This window comes from Thalassospira sp. MIT121401, assembly GCF_047125595.1.
In the GTDB taxonomy this organism is placed as follows: Bacteria; Pseudomonadota; Alphaproteobacteria; order Rhodospirillales; family Thalassospiraceae; genus Thalassospira; species Thalassospira povalilytica.
Map to the genome: position 1 here is coordinate 2,902,782 of NZ_CP138926.1, position 17,181 is coordinate 2,919,962.

At 54.0% G+C, this 17,181-nt stretch carries 16 protein-coding genes and 1 tRNA gene; 8 read left to right on the top strand and 9 right to left on the bottom strand.

All coding sequences use genetic code 11. The features are described from left to right. The first annotated feature begins 59 nt into the window (after nt 1–59). From SIB88_RS13390 to SIB88_RS13410, 5 genes are read left to right on the top strand one after another with little or no spacing between them, the layout of a single operon-like run. Nucleotides 60–803: an ABC transporter ATP-binding protein gene (locus SIB88_RS13390; protein WP_323133589.1), complete on the top strand. Its 744-nt coding sequence runs from the start codon at nt 60–62 to the stop codon at nt 801–803. Then, complete coding sequence (locus tag SIB88_RS13395) at nt 796–1,503, top strand: ABC transporter ATP-binding protein (protein WP_101246134.1); 708 nt, start codon at nt 796–798, stop codon at nt 1,501–1,503. The genes SIB88_RS13390 and SIB88_RS13395 overlap by 8 nt, the downstream gene beginning before the upstream one ends. A 7-nt stretch (nt 1,504–1,510) precedes the next feature. Next, the gene (locus SIB88_RS13400; RefSeq protein WP_206927787.1) at nt 1,511–2,395 is read left to right on the top strand and encodes a branched-chain amino acid ABC transporter permease; all 885 of its coding nucleotides are present in this window, start codon (nt 1,511–1,513) and stop codon (nt 2,393–2,395) included. Nucleotides 2,396–2,411: 16 nt separating this feature from the next. Further along, nucleotides 2,412–3,383 carry a branched-chain amino acid ABC transporter permease gene (locus tag SIB88_RS13405; protein WP_231856748.1) on the top strand — a complete coding sequence of 324 codons (972 nt, stop codon included), beginning with the start codon at nt 2,412–2,414 and terminating at the stop codon, nt 3,381–3,383. 12 nt (nt 3,384–3,395) lie between these two features. Continuing rightward, nucleotides 3,396–4,997, top strand: coding sequence for a GMC family oxidoreductase (locus SIB88_RS13410; RefSeq protein WP_289078751.1), 1,602 nt, complete (start codon nt 3,396–3,398; stop codon nt 4,995–4,997). Between the two features lie 54 nt (nt 4,998–5,051). Here SIB88_RS13410 and deoA read toward each other — a convergent pair whose 3' ends face one another. From deoA to SIB88_RS13445, 7 genes are all read right to left on the bottom strand, one after another. After that, nucleotides 5,052–6,392, bottom strand: a complete 1,341-nt coding sequence (deoA, locus tag SIB88_RS13415; RefSeq protein WP_068519189.1) for a thymidine phosphorylase — start codon at nt 6,390–6,392, stop codon at nt 5,052–5,054. A 60-nt stretch (nt 6,393–6,452) separates the two neighbouring features. Then, nucleotides 6,453–7,259, bottom strand: a complete 807-nt coding sequence (locus tag SIB88_RS13420; RefSeq protein WP_412558254.1) for a purine-nucleoside phosphorylase — start codon at nt 7,257–7,259, stop codon at nt 6,453–6,455. Further along, nucleotides 7,256–7,669, bottom strand: coding sequence for a cytidine deaminase (locus SIB88_RS13425; RefSeq protein ID WP_341650841.1), 414 nt, complete (start codon nt 7,667–7,669; stop codon nt 7,256–7,258). Before SIB88_RS13425 ends, SIB88_RS13420 begins: the two co-directional genes overlap by 4 nt. Nucleotides 7,670–7,812: 143 nt before the next feature. Further along, nucleotides 7,813–8,784 carry an ABC transporter permease gene (locus SIB88_RS13430; RefSeq protein ID WP_068519191.1) on the bottom strand — a complete coding sequence of 324 codons (972 nt, stop codon included), beginning with the start codon at nt 8,782–8,784 and terminating at the stop codon, nt 7,813–7,815. Further along, nucleotides 8,784–9,902, bottom strand: coding sequence for an ABC transporter permease (locus SIB88_RS13435; protein WP_412558255.1), 1,119 nt, complete (start codon nt 9,900–9,902; stop codon nt 8,784–8,786). The genes SIB88_RS13430 and SIB88_RS13435 overlap by 1 nt, the downstream gene beginning before the upstream one ends. Next, on the bottom strand, nt 9,899–11,482 hold the full coding sequence (locus SIB88_RS13440) for an ABC transporter ATP-binding protein (RefSeq protein WP_412559412.1): 1,584 nt from the start codon (nt 11,480–11,482) through the stop codon (nt 9,899–9,901). Before SIB88_RS13440 ends, SIB88_RS13435 begins: the two co-directional genes overlap by 4 nt. 42 nt (nt 11,483–11,524) lie before the next feature. After that, complete coding sequence (locus tag SIB88_RS13445; RefSeq protein ID WP_068519222.1) at nt 11,525–12,520, bottom strand: BMP family lipoprotein; 996 nt, start codon at nt 12,518–12,520, stop codon at nt 11,525–11,527. 617 nt (nt 12,521–13,137) lie between these two features. On the opposite strand from SIB88_RS13445, the gene SIB88_RS13450 reads away from it, so the two are divergent. From SIB88_RS13450 to SIB88_RS13460, 3 genes are all read left to right on the top strand, one after another. Further along, entirely contained in the window at nt 13,138–14,733 is a 1,596-nt protein-coding gene (locus tag SIB88_RS13450) for a bifunctional metallophosphatase/5'-nucleotidase (RefSeq protein WP_412558256.1), read from the top strand. A gap of 145 nt (nt 14,734–14,878) precedes the next feature. Continuing rightward, nucleotides 14,879–15,829, top strand: coding sequence for a carbohydrate kinase family protein (locus SIB88_RS13455; protein WP_228195381.1), 951 nt, complete (start codon nt 14,879–14,881; stop codon nt 15,827–15,829). Between the two features lie 107 nt (nt 15,830–15,936). Then, entirely contained in the window at nt 15,937–16,179 is a 243-nt protein-coding gene (locus SIB88_RS13460; RefSeq protein ID WP_033069566.1) for an Lrp/AsnC ligand binding domain-containing protein, read from the top strand. Nucleotides 16,180–16,261: 82 nt separating this feature from the next. On the opposite strand, the gene SIB88_RS13465 is transcribed toward SIB88_RS13460, so the two are convergent. Both SIB88_RS13465 and SIB88_RS13470 read right to left on the bottom strand, forming a co-directional pair. After that, nucleotides 16,262–16,741, bottom strand: a complete 480-nt coding sequence (locus SIB88_RS13465; RefSeq protein WP_181848891.1) for a hypothetical protein — start codon at nt 16,739–16,741, stop codon at nt 16,262–16,264. Between the two features lie 150 nt (nt 16,742–16,891). After that, nucleotides 16,892–16,984, bottom strand: a tRNA-Ser gene (locus SIB88_RS13470). Between the last annotated feature and the right edge of the window lie 197 nt (nt 16,985–17,181).

The window sequence follows — 17,181 nt, forward strand, 5'->3', positions numbered from 1 at the left end:
TGACGGCAACCGAATTTCACACGAAACCCGGTAGCCAGCAAAACGAGACAAAGTCACGAGTGGTTCTTTCCGCTCGTGACCTTCGTCGCGATTTTGGCGGCTTTACTGCGGTCAACAACGTCAATATCGACGTTCATCACGCCAAAGTGCATGCGCTGATTGGACCAAATGGCGCAGGCAAAACCACCGTATTCAATCTTCTGACAAAATTCCTGCAGCCGACCAGCGGCAAGATCACCCTTCTTGGTCAGGACATTACCAAGACAGCGCCTGCGCGCGTCGCGCGCATGGGATTGGTGCGATCTTTCCAGATTTCGGCAATTTTCCCTCATTTGACGGTACTGGAAAATATACGCGTCGCCCTTCAGCGTCCGGGTAATTTGTCGACACAGTTCTGGCTGCCTTTGTCCAAACTCGATGTTCTCAATGATCGGGCGATGGAACTTCTGACCTCGGTCGGATTGCAAAATCAGTGCAACAGCCTTGCCGCGGACCTGTCCTATGGACGCAAGCGTGTGCTTGAAATCGCGACCACGCTGGCACTTGATCCGAAGGTTCTCCTTCTTGACGAACCAATGGCCGGTATGGGCGGCGAAGATGTCGGAATGGTCGCAGAGCTCATAAGAGAAGTTGCAAAAACGCGGGCTGTCCTGATGGTCGAGCATAACCTGAACGTTGTGTCTGACCTGTGTGACCACATCACCGTCCTGCAACGCGGTGAAATTCTGGCAGAGGGCGACTACGCCACCGTAAGCAATGACGAGCAAGTCAAGATCGCCTACATGGGGACGGACCATGACTGATAAAACTCTTCTCTCCGTTCGGGATCTCAATGCCTGGTACGATGAAAGTCACATCCTGCATGGTGTAAATCTGGAAGTCCGTGAAGGCGAAACCGTCACGATACTGGGTCGCAACGGTATGGGTAAGACAACCACCTTGCGTTCAATCGTTGGCATTCTGCGCAAACGTACCGGCACCATCAGCTTTGACGGTACCGACCTTATGAACCGCCCGCTTCATCATACTGCACGGGTCGGCATTGGTTTTGTCCCGGAAGAACGGGGAATTTTCTCGACTCTCAGTGTTGAGGAAAATCTTATGCTGCCCCCTGTCGTGTCCGATACCGGAATGACGGTAGAGGAAATCTATCAGCTTTTCCCGAACCTTAAGGAAAGACGTAACAGTCAGGGAACCAAGCTTTCCGGTGGTGAACAACAGATGCTTGCCATGGCACGCATGCTGCGTACAGGCGTCAAGATGCTGTTGCTTGATGAACCGACCGAAGGTCTCGCACCGGTAATCGTTCAACGCATCGGAGAAGTGCTGCAAACCCTAAAAGCGCGTGGCATGACCATCTTGCTCGTTGAACAGAACTTCCGTTTTGCAAGCAAGATTGCCGACCGCTTCTACGTTATGGATCACGGGAAAGTGACAGACGGTTTTGATTTGGCGGAACTGCCCGCGAAAATGGAAACCCTGCACGAAGTTCTGGGAGTATGACGCCGTGATTATGATTTTTGGTATTCCAATTCAGGCGTTTCTCGGTCAGCTTCTGATCGGCCTGATCAATGGTTCGTTCTATGCCATGCTCAGTCTTGGGCTGGCGATTATTTTTGGCCTTTTGCGTGTCATCAATTTCGCGCATGGCGCCCAATACATGATGGGCGCTTTCGCAGGTTTTCTTCTGCTGTCATGGGTCGGCGTCAATTACTGGTTTGCCCTTTTGCTGGCGCCGGTGATTGTTGGTTTGACCGGGATCGTCATTGAACGGTTTGCTTTGCGCCGTCTCTACAACCTGGATCATTTGTACGGCCTGCTGTTTACATTTGGCCTTGCGCTCGTGATAGAAGGCAGCTTCCGCTATTTCTATGGAACATCCGGCCAACCCTACGAGACACCCGAATTGCTGTCGGGCGGGGTCAATCTTGGCTTCATGTATTTGCCAATTTACCGCGGTTGGGTTGTTGTTGCTTCGCTGATCGTTTGTATCGGTACCTGGCTGTTGATCGAGAAGACAAAGCTTGGTTCCTATTTGCGTGCCGCAACCGAAAACCCGACGCTTGTGCAATCTTTCGGCATTAATGTCCCGTTCCTGCTGACGCTGACCTACGGGCTTGGTGCCGGGCTGGCGGCACTTGCAGGCATCATGGCGGCACCGATCTATCAGGTCAGCCCGCTGATGGGTTCAAACCTTATTATTGTGGTTTTTGCCATCGTTGTTGTCGGCGGCATGGGATCTATCATGGGGGCGATTGTTACGGGCTATATGCTCGGCATTCTGGAAGGCCTGACCAAAGTATTCTATCCGGAAGCCTCCAACATCGTGATCTTTGTGATCATGGCCATTGTACTGTTGATCCGGCCTGCGGGTCTGTTTGGTCGGGATGCTTGATATGACTGAAATTAGTATGACCTCCGAAACACGCAATCAGACTGCAAACCGCGTCCAGATTGCGCTTATCATCGCGCTGCTGATCGCGCTGATATTTGCGCCCTTCGTGTTGTATCCGGTTTTCCTGATGAAGGTGTTGTGCTTTGCATTGTTTGCCAGCGCCTTTAACCTTCTGCTGGGCTTTACGGGGCTTCTTTCCTTTGGCCATGCCGCCTTCTTTGGTGGTGCCGCCTATTTCACCGCCCATGCTGTCAAGGAATGGGGATTTTCACCGGAGGCCGGAATTCTGCTTGGTGTGGCCGGTGCCGCTGTCATGGGTCTGGTGATCGGGTTCTTCGCCATTCGCCGCCAAGGTATCTATTTCGCCATGATCACCCTGGCATTGTCGCAAATGTTCTTCTTCTTCTGCCTTCAGGCTGAATTCACCAAAGGTGAAGACGGGCTTCAAGGGGTTCCGCGCGGACATCTGCTTGGCTTCATCGATCTTAACGAGCCTTTGAACATGTATTTCTTTGTTCTTGGCGTCTTCGTTCTTGGTGTTTTTGCCGTCTGGCGGATCGTTCATTCCCCTTTTGGCATGATACTTCGGTCCATTCGGGAAAATGAAAATCGTGCAATTTCGCTTGGTTATTCGGTCAATCTTTACAAACTGGGTGCCTTTGTAATGTCTGCTGCACTTGCCGGTCTGGCTGGTGGTCTTAAGGCATTGGTTTTCCAGTTTGCCACCCTGACCGATGTTGCCTGGCAGATGTCGGGTGAAGTGATCCTTATGACATTGCTGGGTGGAATTGGTACCATATTTGGCCCGATTTTTGGCGCGGCCTTTGTGGTCACGGTCCAAAACTACCTCTCGACCACAGGATTCCCGGTCACCGTTCTGACCGGCCTTATTTTCATCGTCTGCGTATTATTGTTCCGTCGCGGGATTGTCGGCGAATTTAATGCGTCAAACCTGGCTGTAAAGCTGGGCCTGAAATCCCCCAAATAGAGTATCAGGCGCATGGAGCAAAAATTCGACTACATCATTATCGGTGCAGGATCGGCCGGGTGCACATTGGCAAACCGTCTTTCGGAGATGGCTGATGCAAACATCCTGTTGCTTGAAGCTGGCGGCAAGGATCGCAATCCCTGGATTCACATCCCGGTCGGTTACCTTTACTGTATTGGCAACCCGAACGTGGACTGGTGTTTCAACACCGTCCGCGAACCGGGGTTGAACGGCCGATCGCTTGGCTATCCGCGTGGCAAGGTTCTGGGCGGCTGTTCATCGATCAATGGCATGATCTATATGCGTGGTCAGGCCAATGATTATGACCAATGGCGCCAATCGGGTTGTTCAAATTGGGGCTGGGACGATGTGCTGCCCTTTTTCAAGAAATCCGAAGATTATTACCGCGGTGCTGACGAATTGCACGGCGAAGGCGGCGAATGGCGGGTCGAACAGGCTCGCGTGCGCTGGGAAATCCTCGAAGCCTTTCAGGATGCCGCCGAACAGGCCGGCATTCCCAAGGTTCCCGACTTCAATCGTGGCACCAACGAAGGATCATCCTATTTCGATGTGAACCAGAAACGCGGTATTCGCTGGAATACATCAAAGGCGTTTTTGCGCCCTGCCCTTGATCGTAAAAATCTTGAAGTCCGCACCAACGCCCATGTCCGTCGGCTGATCATTGCTGATGGACGTGTCACCGGTGTTGAATATGAACGCGGCGGCAACATCGAAACGGTCTATGCCAATCGCGAAACCGTTCTGTCTGCCGGCTCTGTCGGATCCCCGCAAATTCTTGAACTTTCCGGGATCGGGCGTGGTGACATTCTTCAGCAATATGGCATTGAACAGGCTGTCGACAGCCCGCAGGTCGGTGAAAACCTTCAGGATCACCTGCAACTGCGCTGTGCATTCAAGGTAAGCGGCATTCGAACCCTGAATGAAAAGGCCAGCAGCCTGTTTGGCAAGGCAAGCATCGCGCTGGAATATCTGTTCAACCAGTCCGGCCCGATGTCGATGGCACCAAGCCAGCTGGGCATTTTTACGAGGTCTGACGCCTCGTTTGAAACGCCCAATTTGCAATATCATGTGCAGCCGCTGTCGCTTGAGAAATTCGGCGAACCGGTTCACCCGTTCCCGGCCTTTACTGCCAGTGTCTGCAATCTTCGCCCGCAAAGCCGGGGCAGCATCCATATCACCAGCCCGGATCACACCGAGCAACCTGCCATAGCGCCAAATTACCTGTCCGCGGATGCCGATAAAAAGGTTGCCGCAGATTCCATCCGCCTGACGCGCAAAATTGCAAGCCAGCCGGCACTGTCACCCTATGCCCCCGAAGAATTCAAACCCGGCCCCGCCTATGATAGCGAAGAAGACCTGATACGTGCCGCCGGTGATATCGGCACGACCATTTTCCATCCGGTGGGGACATGTCGGATGGGGGCGGATCCGGCATCGGTTGTTGATCCGGAATTGCGACTGCGCGGTCTTGACGGTTTGCGCATTGCCGATGCGTCAATCATGCCGACCATCGTGTCAGGCAACACAAATTCACCAACCATCATGATCGCCGAAAAGGCCGCCGCCATGATCAGGGCATCTGCAACACAATAAAAAAAGCCGGGGTAATCCCCGGCTTTCCTTTTTCACATATCATGCGCTGACGTTTTAGCCCTTAAGGCTGGCCACAATGCGTTCGCGCACGGCGGGTTCCGACCCGGTCGGGGCAACGTCACCATCGCCAATCACGATGGCTTCACGCAGCAATGCGGTCGCCTCGTCCAATTGCGCCTGATCACGGGTATGCGCGACACACAGGGGGGTTTCTGCTGAAACCGGCTGGCCGACCTTGATGAAATCGGTAAAGCCGACGGCGAAATCAATCTTCTGATCGGCACGCGTCCGCCCGCCCTTAAGCGCGACAAGCGCCAGGCCAACCTTGCGGGCATCCATCGCCAAAACACGACCGGTCTTGGCCGCGGTGACGGCATTGGTCATCGGGGCCGCTTCAAGATAGTTGGCATGTTTTTCGACAAAGTCGTTCGGACCGCCCAGGCTGGCAACCATTTTGCCAAAGACCTCAGCCGCCTTGCCGCTTTCAAGCGCGTCGGTCGCCTGACGCAGACCTTCGGACACGTCGGTGGCAACACCACTGACCGCCAGCATTTCGGCTGCCAGCGCCATGGTCACATCATAGACACGCTGTTCCTGATGCTTGCCGGTCAGGAAATCGATCGCCTCAACCATTTCAAGCGCATTGCCCACCGTATCGCCCAATACCTGTTCCATATCAGTCAACAGGGCAACTGTCGGAACGCCATTGCGGGTGGCGACTTCGGTGATGCTTTGCGCCAGTTCACGCGCGCGATCATATTCATTCATGAACGCACCCGACCCGAACTTCACATCCATCACCAGCGAATCAAGCCCGGCGGCCAGTTTCTTTGACAGGATGGATGCCGTAATCAGCGGAATGCTTTCGACCGTCGCCGTTACGTCGCGGATGCCATAAAAACGTTTATCAGCCGGCGCAAGGTCGGACGTCTGACCAATGATCGCACACCCGACGTCACGGGTAACTTTGGCGAATTCTTCAAGGGTCGGCGTGGTGCGGTATCCGGGGATGGAATCAAATTTATCAAGTGTTCCACCCGTGTGACCAAGTCCACGGCCCGAAATCATCGGAACAAATGCACCACATGCCCCGACAATCGGCCCCAGCATCAGGCTGACCTTGTCACCAACGCCACCGGTCGAATGTTTGTCAACGACCGGTCCGTCAAGTCCGAGCGCCTTCCAGTCAAGGACGGTGCCACTGTCACGCATGTTGCGGGTAAGTGCGGCACGTTCGTCCATGGTCATCCCATTGAAAAACACCGCCATGGCAAGGGCCGCAACCTGTCCCTCGCTAATGCTGTCATCGGTGATGCCTTTGACGAAAAAGGCAATTTCTGCGTCTGTAAGAACTTCGCCTTCGCGTTTGCGGCGAATAATTTCCTGCGGCAGCATCTGCTGTCTCCTGCGCGCTTGTCGTTACTGTCTCAGACCGTTTTCCGGTCTTGGCCGCGTTTAGGCAGCACCTGAAAAATATTGAAGCAAGATCTTGATAAGATTGGCAGATCCTATTTTGGACATTTCAAGTGTCTGCTCGTGGCTCAGCGGTGTTGCGCTCATGCCGGCGGCAAGGTTTGTGATATTTGAAATTGCCGCCACCTTGAAGCCAAGGCGACGCGCAAGAATGTTTTCCGGAACGGTCGACATCCCGACCGCATCCGCCCCAAGGGTCTTGAGCGCACGGATTTCAGCCGGGGTTTCAAAGCTTGGCCCCGTGCACCAGCAATAAGTGCCTTCAAACAGCTTGATCCCCAGTTTGGCTGCCGTGTCATGAAGACCCGAACCGATTTCCGGATCATAAGGCACATCCATGCCGACAAAGCGGTCATTCCCGTGATAACCAATCAGCGGGTTCGGCCCAAACAGGCTGATATGATCGGTAATCAGCATCAGACTTCCCGGAACGGCTTCGGGCAGCAACGATCCGGCGGCATTGGTCAGAATAAGGCACTCTGCCCCCAGTTCCCGCATGGTTTCAAGCGGTTCTGCCATCAAATCGGAACGACCATGTTCGTAATAATGCGCCCGTCCCTGCATCACCGCGACCGAAACACCACCAATCCGGCCAAGCACCAGTGTCCCGCCATGTCCGACAACGGTCGGGCGCGGAAAGCCGGGCAAATCTTCATAGGAAATGCGGATTGCATCGCTGACGGCATCAACAACCCCGCCAAGACCACTTCCAAGTACCAATGCCACCTCGGCCTTGAAGCCGGGTGCCTTTGCGGCGATCACGTCCAATGCAGCTTTTACGTTGCTCATTTGAGGTTCTCCGGACCAAAGGAATGTGGAATCAGTTCTTCACGCGACAAGGTCAAAAGCGTTTCACCGGCATCATTGATGATAAAGATCGTCGCATCAGAACCGGTAAATTCGCGAATTTTCTGGCGGCAGCCACCACAAGGTGTGCAGGCAACATCCCCAAGACCGACAACCACGATTTCATCGAATTTGGTTTCGCCCGCCAAGACCATTGCCGAAATCGCCCCGGCTTCGGCACAGACGCCTTCGGGATAGGCTGCATTTTCAACATTGCAGCCAGCAATGACTTTGCCCTCGGCTGTACGCAATGCGGCACCGACATGAAATTTTGAATAAGGCGCATAGGCCTTGTCGCGCGCCGCCAATGCAGCGTCAATCAGATCGCGCGGTGCCGTTTTCATCTCGCCCATTTACGTAATCCTGTTTGAAATTTCACACCGTCCCGAACGGGACAGCATCGGTTGACATGTAGTCATGATTAAAATTCTTGCAGCGGAAATCGCAAGAAAGTGCGGTCCGGCTGCCTATGTTGCGCAACCGGACCGGATCAGACTTAGCGTTCCTTCACATACGGACGGCCAAGCGCCTTTGGCGGAATGGCCCGTCCGATAAAGCCGGCCAGCAAAATCACCGTCAGCACATAGGGCAACGCCTGCACAAGCTGAACCGGGACTTCGCCAATCACCGGAAGAACAACACCCTGCAAGCGGGTTGCTGCCGCATCAAGGAAACCAAACAGCAAACAGGCCGCAAGTGCCGGGAACGGCCGCCACTTGCCAAACACCATGGCAGCAAGCGCGATATAGCCTTTGCCTGCTGTCATGTCCTGAAGGAATGATGCCCCCTGCGCAGTCGAAAGATACGCCCCCGACATGCCGACAAGCACACCACTGCAAATCACTGCACGATAGCGCATGGCCACCACGCCGATACCTGCTGTATCAACCGCACCCGGGTTTTCCCCGACTGCCCGCAGACGCAGACCAAATCGCGTGCGATACATCACCCACCATGCTGCCGGCACGGCAAGAAACGCGATATAGACCAGAATGTTATGCCCGCTCAGAAGTTCGAAATAGATCGGACCGATGATCGGAACATCCTTGACGGCCTCGGCACCGGGCAAGGTGATCGGCTGAAAACGGGCTGCTTTGTCAAGTGCCGGCGTTTTGCCGCCTTGTGCAAACAGGGCAATCCCGACCAGTGCCGTCAAACCCGACATCAGGATATTGATCGCCATGCCTGATACGACCTGGTTGCCCTTATGGGTGATACAGGCAAATCCATGAAGCAATGACAACCCGATCGTGGTCGCAATGGCGGCCAGAAGACCGATCCACGGATCATCCATGTAAAAGGCCACAGCCGCCGCCGAGAACGCCCCGCCAAGCATCATGCCTTCAAGGGCCAGATTGATGGTGCCCGAACGTTCGGAAAACATGCCGGCAAGTGCCGCAAGGATAAGGGGTGTTGATGTACGAAGCGTCGCATCAAGCAACAGAATGACGAGTTCGAAATTTTCCATCACACGGCCTCCTGCGCGTCACGGCGTAAGCGCCACGCGGTGTACATCTTGGTCACGCGCGGACGGAACATATGTTCCATCGCCCCGGTAAACAGGATCACCAGGCCCTGAATAACCACCACCATGTCATTGGAAATGGTTGGAATTTCAAACGAAAGCTCTGCCCCGCCCTGATACAGCATGCCAAACAGCAACGCGGCCAGGAAGATACCGAACGGATGGTTGCGGCCCATCAGCGCCACAGCAATCCCGACAAAACCGTAACCGGCAGTAAAGTCGATCAGCAAACGGTGCTGAACCCCCATGATCTCGTTTAGCGCCATAAAGGATGCAAGTGCGCCTGAAATCATCATCGCAATAATGATAAACCGGCCCGGCTCAATCCCGGCATAGGTCGCGGCAACCGCATTGGCACCAACCGTTCTGATCGCATATCCCCACCGGGTATGCCAGATGAACAGCCAAACCATCACACTGGCCAAAATCGCATAAACGAAGGACAGGTTAAGCGGGCTTGACGCCATCTCGATGCCGAGCGCGCCTGCAATGTCATGGATGAAGGGCAAACGCAGATTTTCGGCGATCTGTTCGCTTTCCGGGGTCATTGATCCTTCGGGACGCAACACATTCACCAGCAAATACACCATCAGCGATGATGCGATGAAGTTGAACATGATCGTGGTGATCACGATGTGCGATCCGCGGCGGGCCTGCAAATAGGCCGGGATATAGGCCCAGGCCGCACCAAAGATCATCGCTGCAAGCATTCCGACCACAAGCATGACCGGAAATGGCAGGAAATCAAGATACAGGGCGGCAAGCGTCACCCCGAGACCACCGACATAGGCCTGGCCTTCGGCACCGATATTGAACAACCCGCAATGGAATGCGACCGCAAAGGCAAGCCCGGTAAAGATAAAGTTCGTGGTGTAATAAAGGGTGTAACCCCATGCTTCTTCATAGCCGAACGCGCCATAAAGCAGGATTTCCACCACTTCTGCCGGGTTCTCGCCAATCGCAAGAACCACAAGACCCGAAACAACAAGCGCCAGCAAAAGGTTGAGGAGCGGCAATGCCCCCACATCAATCCAACGCGGCAACTGGACGGTCGTACTCATGACTGTCCCTCCACGGCTTTGGCTTCGCTCGGGTCAACACCGGCCATCATCAGACCAAGCACACGTTCATTCGCATCAGATGCAGCAACTTCGCCGATGATCGCGCCATCGCACATCACCAGAATACGGTCGGCAAGCGACATGATTTCGTCAAGCTCCACGGACACCAGCAGGACGGCTTTGCCCGCGTCCCGCATGGCGACAATTCGTTTATGGATGAATTCGATGGCCCCGATATCGACACCACGGGTCGGCTGTCCGACCAAAAGCAATTCCGGGTCGCGCATGATTTCACGCGCCAGAACAAGCTTCTGCTGGTTACCACCGGAAAAATTGGCAGCCTTGAGATCCGGATTATCCGGGCGCACGTCAAATTCCGACATCATCTTTGCGGTCGCATCGGAAATCGCATGCCAATCAAGGAACACACCCTTCTGATAGGCCGGATCATCCTCGTAGCCCAAAATCGCTGCTTCTTTGGCCGAGAACGCGGTTACCATTGCCATGCGATGGCGATCTTCTGGCACATGCGCCACACCGCGACGGCGCAATTCGGCGGCATCAACACCCTTGCCCGGCGTGACATCCTGACCGTTAAGTTCAACAACGCCTTCGCTGGCCGCACGAATGCCGCCAAGTGCTTCAAGCAGCTCGCTCTGACCATTGCCGGAAACCCCGGCAATGCCGACGATTTCACCCGCACGAATGTCAAAGCTGGCATTCTTGACCTTGCGCACGCCCTGGGCATTTTCCACGCAAAGGTTTTCGACCTTAAGAACGGTATCTTTGGGCTGTGCCTGTTCTTTTTCCAGACGCAGCAACACCTTGCGACCGACCATTAATTCGGAAAGTTCTTCCGGACTGGTATCGGCGGTTTTGCGATGGGCAACCATCGCCCCCTGGCGCATGACGGAAACATTGTCCGTTGCAGCCATGATTTCACGCAGCTTGTGCGTAATCAGAACAACCGTCTTGCCCTGCTCTTTGAGGGTTTCAAGAATACGGAACAGATGGTCTGCTTCTTGCGGGGTCAGAACCCCGGTCGGTTCGTCCAAAATCAGGATTTCGGCCCCGCGGAACAGAGCCTTGAGAATTTCGACACGCTGCTGAAGACCGACCGACAGATCGCCAACAATGGCGTCCGGGTCAATGTCGAGCGAATATTCACGCTCAAGACGTTGAAGTTCTTCGCGGGCACGGTCAACACCGTCGCGCAGAACTGCACCACCTTCAACACCGAGAATTACGTTTTCAAGAACCGAAAATGTCTCGACAAGCATGAAATGCTGATGGACCATGCCAATCCCTGCGGCGATGGCATCTTCGGAACCTTTGATATCGCACAATTTGCCGTCGACATGGATGGTTCCCGCATCGGCCTGATAAAAGCCGTACAGAATGCTCATCAGGGTCGATTTGCCCGCGCCATTCTCACCCACGATACCGTGGATCGTTCCTTTATCGACCTTAAGATCGATTTCCTTGTTCGCGTGTACCGCTCCGAACCGCTTGTCAATGCCACGCAGTTCAATAGCGGGTTGCACGGCACCGGTTTCCCCGGTGCCGTGCATTTGATGCATCGTATCCGACACTACAAATCCCCGGTTTGCTTCAAGACTGCCTTATTGCGGGCAGGCGCTGTCGCTCATGTAGTCATGAACTTCAAGGCTGCCGGAAGTGATTGCTTCCTTCGCCTTGGCAACGGCATCTTTCATTTCAGCGGTAATGAGCTTCTCGTTGTTTTCATCAAGAGCCCAGTCAACACCACCTTCGGCCAGACCCAGAATGGTCAGCCCCGGCTGCCAGTTGTCACCGGCCGCAGCAGCGAATGCTTCGTAAACTGCAACGTCAACGCGCTTGAGCATCGATGTCAGAACCGAACCCGGATGCAGGGCATTCTGGTTGGAGTCAACGCCAATACCCAGTTTGCCAGCATCAGCAGCCGCCTGAAGAACACCAACGCCCGTACCACCAGCAGCGTGGTAAACAACATCAGCGCCACGGTCAAACTGCGACTTGGCCAGTTCGCCACCCTTTACCGGGTCGTTCCAGGCCGCACCGGTGGTGCCGGTCATGTTCTGGAAAACTTCTGCGCTCGGATCGGCGTATTTGACGCCCTGAACATAACCGCAGGCAAATTTGCGGATCAGCGGAATGTCCATACCGCCAACAAAGCCGACCTTGTGGGTTTCAGATGCCATTGCGGCAAGAACACCAACCAGGAACGAACCTTCATGTTCCTTGAACACGACGGACTGAACGTTCGGAAGATCGACAACCATGTCAACGATGGTGAACTTGGTGTCCGGGAATTCTTTGGCAACTTTTTCAAGCGCGGATGCCTGCGAGAAACCAATAGCAACGATCGGGTTCATGCCGCGACGTGCAAAGTTCCGCATTGCCTGTTCGCGCTGGGAATCGTTCTGGATTTCGAAGTCACGATACTCGGTACCGGTGTCTTCTTTGTATTTTTCTGCGCCGTTATATGCGCCCTGGTTAAACGAACGATCAAAACGGCCACCCAGGTCATAGACCACTGCCGGTTTGATTTCTGCAGCCGAAGCGACACCCGCATAGCAGGCGACAGCCGCGACCACCGAGGTCAGAAGCTTTTTCATTCCGATGCCCTTCATTGCTTGAATTCTGATTATTCTTCCCGCCGGTGCCCTTAACCGGGGGAACTCCCTCATCGAAAACACATGATCACACCATATCGGGACGACTACGGTCCCTCAACCTTAGCTGTCCGCATGTTTATGGTGCGAACGCGTATGGTAACTACAAAATATAGTGCCCTGTAAATAGCAGACCATGCAAGGGAAAGACAAAAGCTGTCCAGCCGGTCAAAATTCGGCGGAACCAAACCAACCCCTCAATCCGGTTTCTGCGGGGTTTCCCTTAGTTTTATGATCCAACCGCCAATTCGTCTGGCGAATTTCTGCGCAATATATTTTCTTGCCAGTCTTAATAATCCCGACTGTGAATTTTTTGCAAAATCGCCTTCCCCTACCCGATTTGCAGTCTGCCCGATTCTACAAAACAGCGATATTTGGGGCCATTCACATTGCGCGATGATCAAACTTTCACAGCGCCGTAATCAACCGGGCATACCGTCCCCATGAATTTGGTGCTACCATCCCGTGTTGGGGAACGCTTTACTCCCGATATCTTTGATCTGTCGTAGCACCCTTTCCCGTGAGGGACAGGAAAGGTGCCTATTTGCTGGAGAATAGTAATGAAATACAAGATTGCAGGGTTGCTGTCGGCCTGCACCATGCTGACCCTTGGTGCAGGAAGCGCATTGGCGGATTACGACTTGCGCATTCTTCACACCAACGACGTCCATGATCGCGTTGAATCGGTAACCAAATACAACAATACCTGTAAGGCCGAAGACGATGCCGAAGGCAAATGCTTTGGCGGATATGCCCGTCTTGCCACGGCCATCCGCGATGCGAAGGCCCAGGGCGGCAATGTGCTGGCCCTTGATGGCGGCGACCAGTTCCAGGGATCACTTTACTATTCGACCTACAAAGGCAAACTGACTGCACAGTTGATGGAAATGGCCGGCTATGACGCCATGACCATCGGCAACCACGAATTTGATGACGGCCCCGAAGTTCTCGAAGCTTTCATCAAAGCCAGCAAAATTCCGGTGCTGTCGGCCAACGTCCACCCGACCGCGGCATCCAGCCTCAAAGATGAAATCGCACCCGATACCATTATCGAACTTGGCGGCGAAAAAATCGGCCTGATCGGCATCACGACCGAAGAAACACCGGATATCTCAAGCCCGGGTGACAAGGTCGCCATCACAGATTCCGAAATGGCCCTGCGCTATTCCATTGCGCGTCTGCGCCTTAAAGGTGTCAATAAAATCATCGTCATGAGCCATTCGGGATCCTACAAGGATTTTGAACTCGCACGCGCTGTCAGTGGCATTGACGTCATTGTCGGCGGTCACGACAACCAGCTGTTTTCAAACACCGATGAAAAAGCCAACTACCCCTACCCGGTTGTTGAAACCGCACCGGACGGCAAACCTGTTCTGGTCGTGCAGGCCTATGCCTATAGCCGCTATCTTGGCGAGTTGAATGTAACCTTTGACGATAACGGTGTCGCGACTGCCTGGTCCGGCAACCCGATCGCCCTTGATGCCAGCGTCAAGCCCGCTGAAGACGTTCTGGCAGTCATTGCCGAGGCCAGCCAGAAGGTCGATGCTGTTCGCAACATCGAAGTCGGCAGCTTTACCACGGCTGCGGACGGGTCGCGTGAAACATGCCGCCATATGGAATGTTCAATGGGCTCCCTTGTGGCGGACGCCATGCTTTGGAAGGCCGGTGACGGTTATCAGATCGCCATTCAGAATGGGGGCGGTATCCGCGCCAGCATCGATGAAGGCACTGTCACCATGGGCGAAGTGCTGACCGTTTTGCCGTTCCAGAATGCGCTGGCAACATTCAAGCTGTCGGGCAAGGACGTTGTTGCATCCCTTGAACACGGCGTTTCCAAAGTTGACGAGGATAAAGGCCAGTTCCCGCAGGTGGCCGGTCTTAAATTTGATCTCGACCTGTCGCAGCCGGTCGGGTCGCGTGTTTCAAATGTCATGGTAGCCGAAGGCGACACCTTCGTTCCGATTGACATGAACAAGACATACGGCGTTGTTTCCAATGACTTCATGCGCAATGGCGGCGATGGTTATGCCCTGTTCCGTGACAATGCCACCGATGTTTATGACTTCGGCCCGAACCTTGAACAGGCTGTTGCCGACTATATCGGGATGAATTCGCCAATGACCCCGATGGCCAAAGACCGCATCATCATGAAGTAAACTGCTTCATCTGATCGGGAATACACATCGTGAATGCAAAGGGCGGCCGACACGGGTCGCCCTTTTTGTTTTTCTTGCCTTGGCAACCTGTCGCAGCTTATGACAGTCACCAATCGTGACATGCCCACACAAAGAGCGACATAACGTGATCACTCCGACTGCCAATATCCTTTGCTTTGGCGCGGCTCATTTTGACCGTACCCTGCAATGTACCGGCCATTATATTCCGGCTGCGTCAAACCCGGTTCGCACCCTGCATCGCAAGCCCGGTGGCGTTGCCCGCAACATCGCCGTTCATTTGCGCTTGCTTGGCAACAATGTTGCGATGCTTGGCGCGGTTGGTGATGACGGTGATGGCGAACAGGTTATCGCAGCCCTTGCCGATCTTGGCATCGATACGCGACGGATGATCAAGCTCGAAGGCAAGCATACAGCGGGCTACACCGCGGTTCTCGATGAAACCGGTGAACTCGCGATGGGCATGATGGATGCCGAGGTGTATGACCTTCTGACGATTGATCGTCTGGCCCCGCATCTTTCGAATTTTCAGGCATGGCCATGGTGGTTGATTGATGCCAACCTGCCTGCGCAAACCATTGCCTGGCTGGCTGAAAACAAGGGCACGGCAAAGATGTGTGCTGCCACTGTTTCCCCAAGCAAGGCGGTGCGTTTCAAGGATGTGCTGGGCAAGCTTGATCTGTTGATTACCAACCGCGCCGAAGCACAAATTCTGACCGGCATTGAAATCAACGACAAAAGCCAGGCCAAAACCGCCATTGAACTTTTGCGGGGCAAAGGTGTCCCCGATGTTATTATCACTCTTGGCGCGACCGGCGTTGTTTCATCAACCGGACTTGAAACGTCTTTCTGGTCCCCGCTTCCGACCCGGGTGCGTGATGTAAATGGTGCGGGTGATGCCTTCTATTCCGGGTTTCTGGCATCCTATGCCAAACCGGGCACCAGCTTTGATGCCGCGATTGCGTCGGGCCTTGCCATGGCAAGCCTGACTGCGGAAACCGACGGCACAACGGTCTGGAACCTGACACAGGACGCGGTTTCAAGCCGGGCTGCGCAGGCACGCAAAACATCTCTTTAGGGGCTGCCGGTTTTGATGGCGCCCGCGTGATCGCTGCTAGGTGATTGCAAGGTCCGTCCAAGCCGGGTAGCTTGTCTGAAATTCAAATTCAAACTGGAGCCGTTCCGATGCATCCGTTCTTCATTTTCGTAAAATGTGAACTTGGCAAAGCCTATGACGTGGCCGCAGACCTTGTGGAAGAAGTCGAAGGTGTGTCGGAAGTCTATTCGATCTCCGGCCCGTTTGAACTTCTGGTCAAGGTCTATGTCGAAGACGAACAGGATATCGGGCGCTATGTGAATGAACAGATCCACAAGCTGCCCAACATCAAGGACACCCAGACCATCATTACCTTCAATGCCTTTACCTGATTGATCTGATCGCGGATCAACAAGGCCAAAACGACATGCGCGGCGATATTATTCGCCGCGTTTTTTTTTCTGATTTGACGACCTACCGGTTACGTGCCACGTCGCGGATAATATCAAGAATAAGGTTGGTCCCCCGCTCAATCAGAACCACGTCATCACCGATAATCTGGCGGACTGCGCCATCCGTGCGATTTGGCAATTTTGATGCGAGGTTTGCTGGCAAATCACGCTTTGCAATGCCCGGCGGCAACGTACCGCCGCGCTCAAGCTTCATCGCAATGCCTGGCGGAAGACCCTTGTTGCCTTTTCCTTTATCGCCTTTGCCACCTTTGGAACCATTGTTGCGATCGCTGTCATCGCCTGTTGCAATATCAAGCACTTCGCGAATGATCTGACGTTCTTCGTCCGAGAAAACGCCGCCACCCTGTGCGATTTCGACAGGTTCATGCTGGTGCAGGCCGGCTGCCGTATGTGATTGGGCCATCGAAACCGGCAAGAGGATCGCAGTCATTGCAAGCAATACAATCGTGGCAAATCCCGGGATATGGCGCTGTTCAGACATTTCACCCTCAATCACTGTGGCACTTTGTTTATCAAAAGATATTGATTGCGGACCCGATTACGAGATCCGCACAACAGAATAACGATTTTGATAGGGATTTTCTGCCATCGGGAAAAAGAAAAAAGCACCCTTTTGGGGTGCTTTGATCAATGGCGGGCAAAGAGGGATTCGAACCCTCGATAGGGCTTGTCACCCTATACTCCCTTAGCAGGGGAGCGCCTTCAGCCACTCGGCCATTTGCCCTGTATGTCTTTGGTGTTCCCTGCGGAACGACGCCTTTCTTAAACACCGTCATGGCGCATGTCAATGCCCGAAACCGGCCTTGATGACGTTTTATTTTTAACAGGCCTTCCAAATAAAACCAGCAGCTTTTTGACCGCCCTGCCCATGAAATTTTCTGGTTGATGGGCAAAACTGTCTTCAAACCATCATAAAGCTGT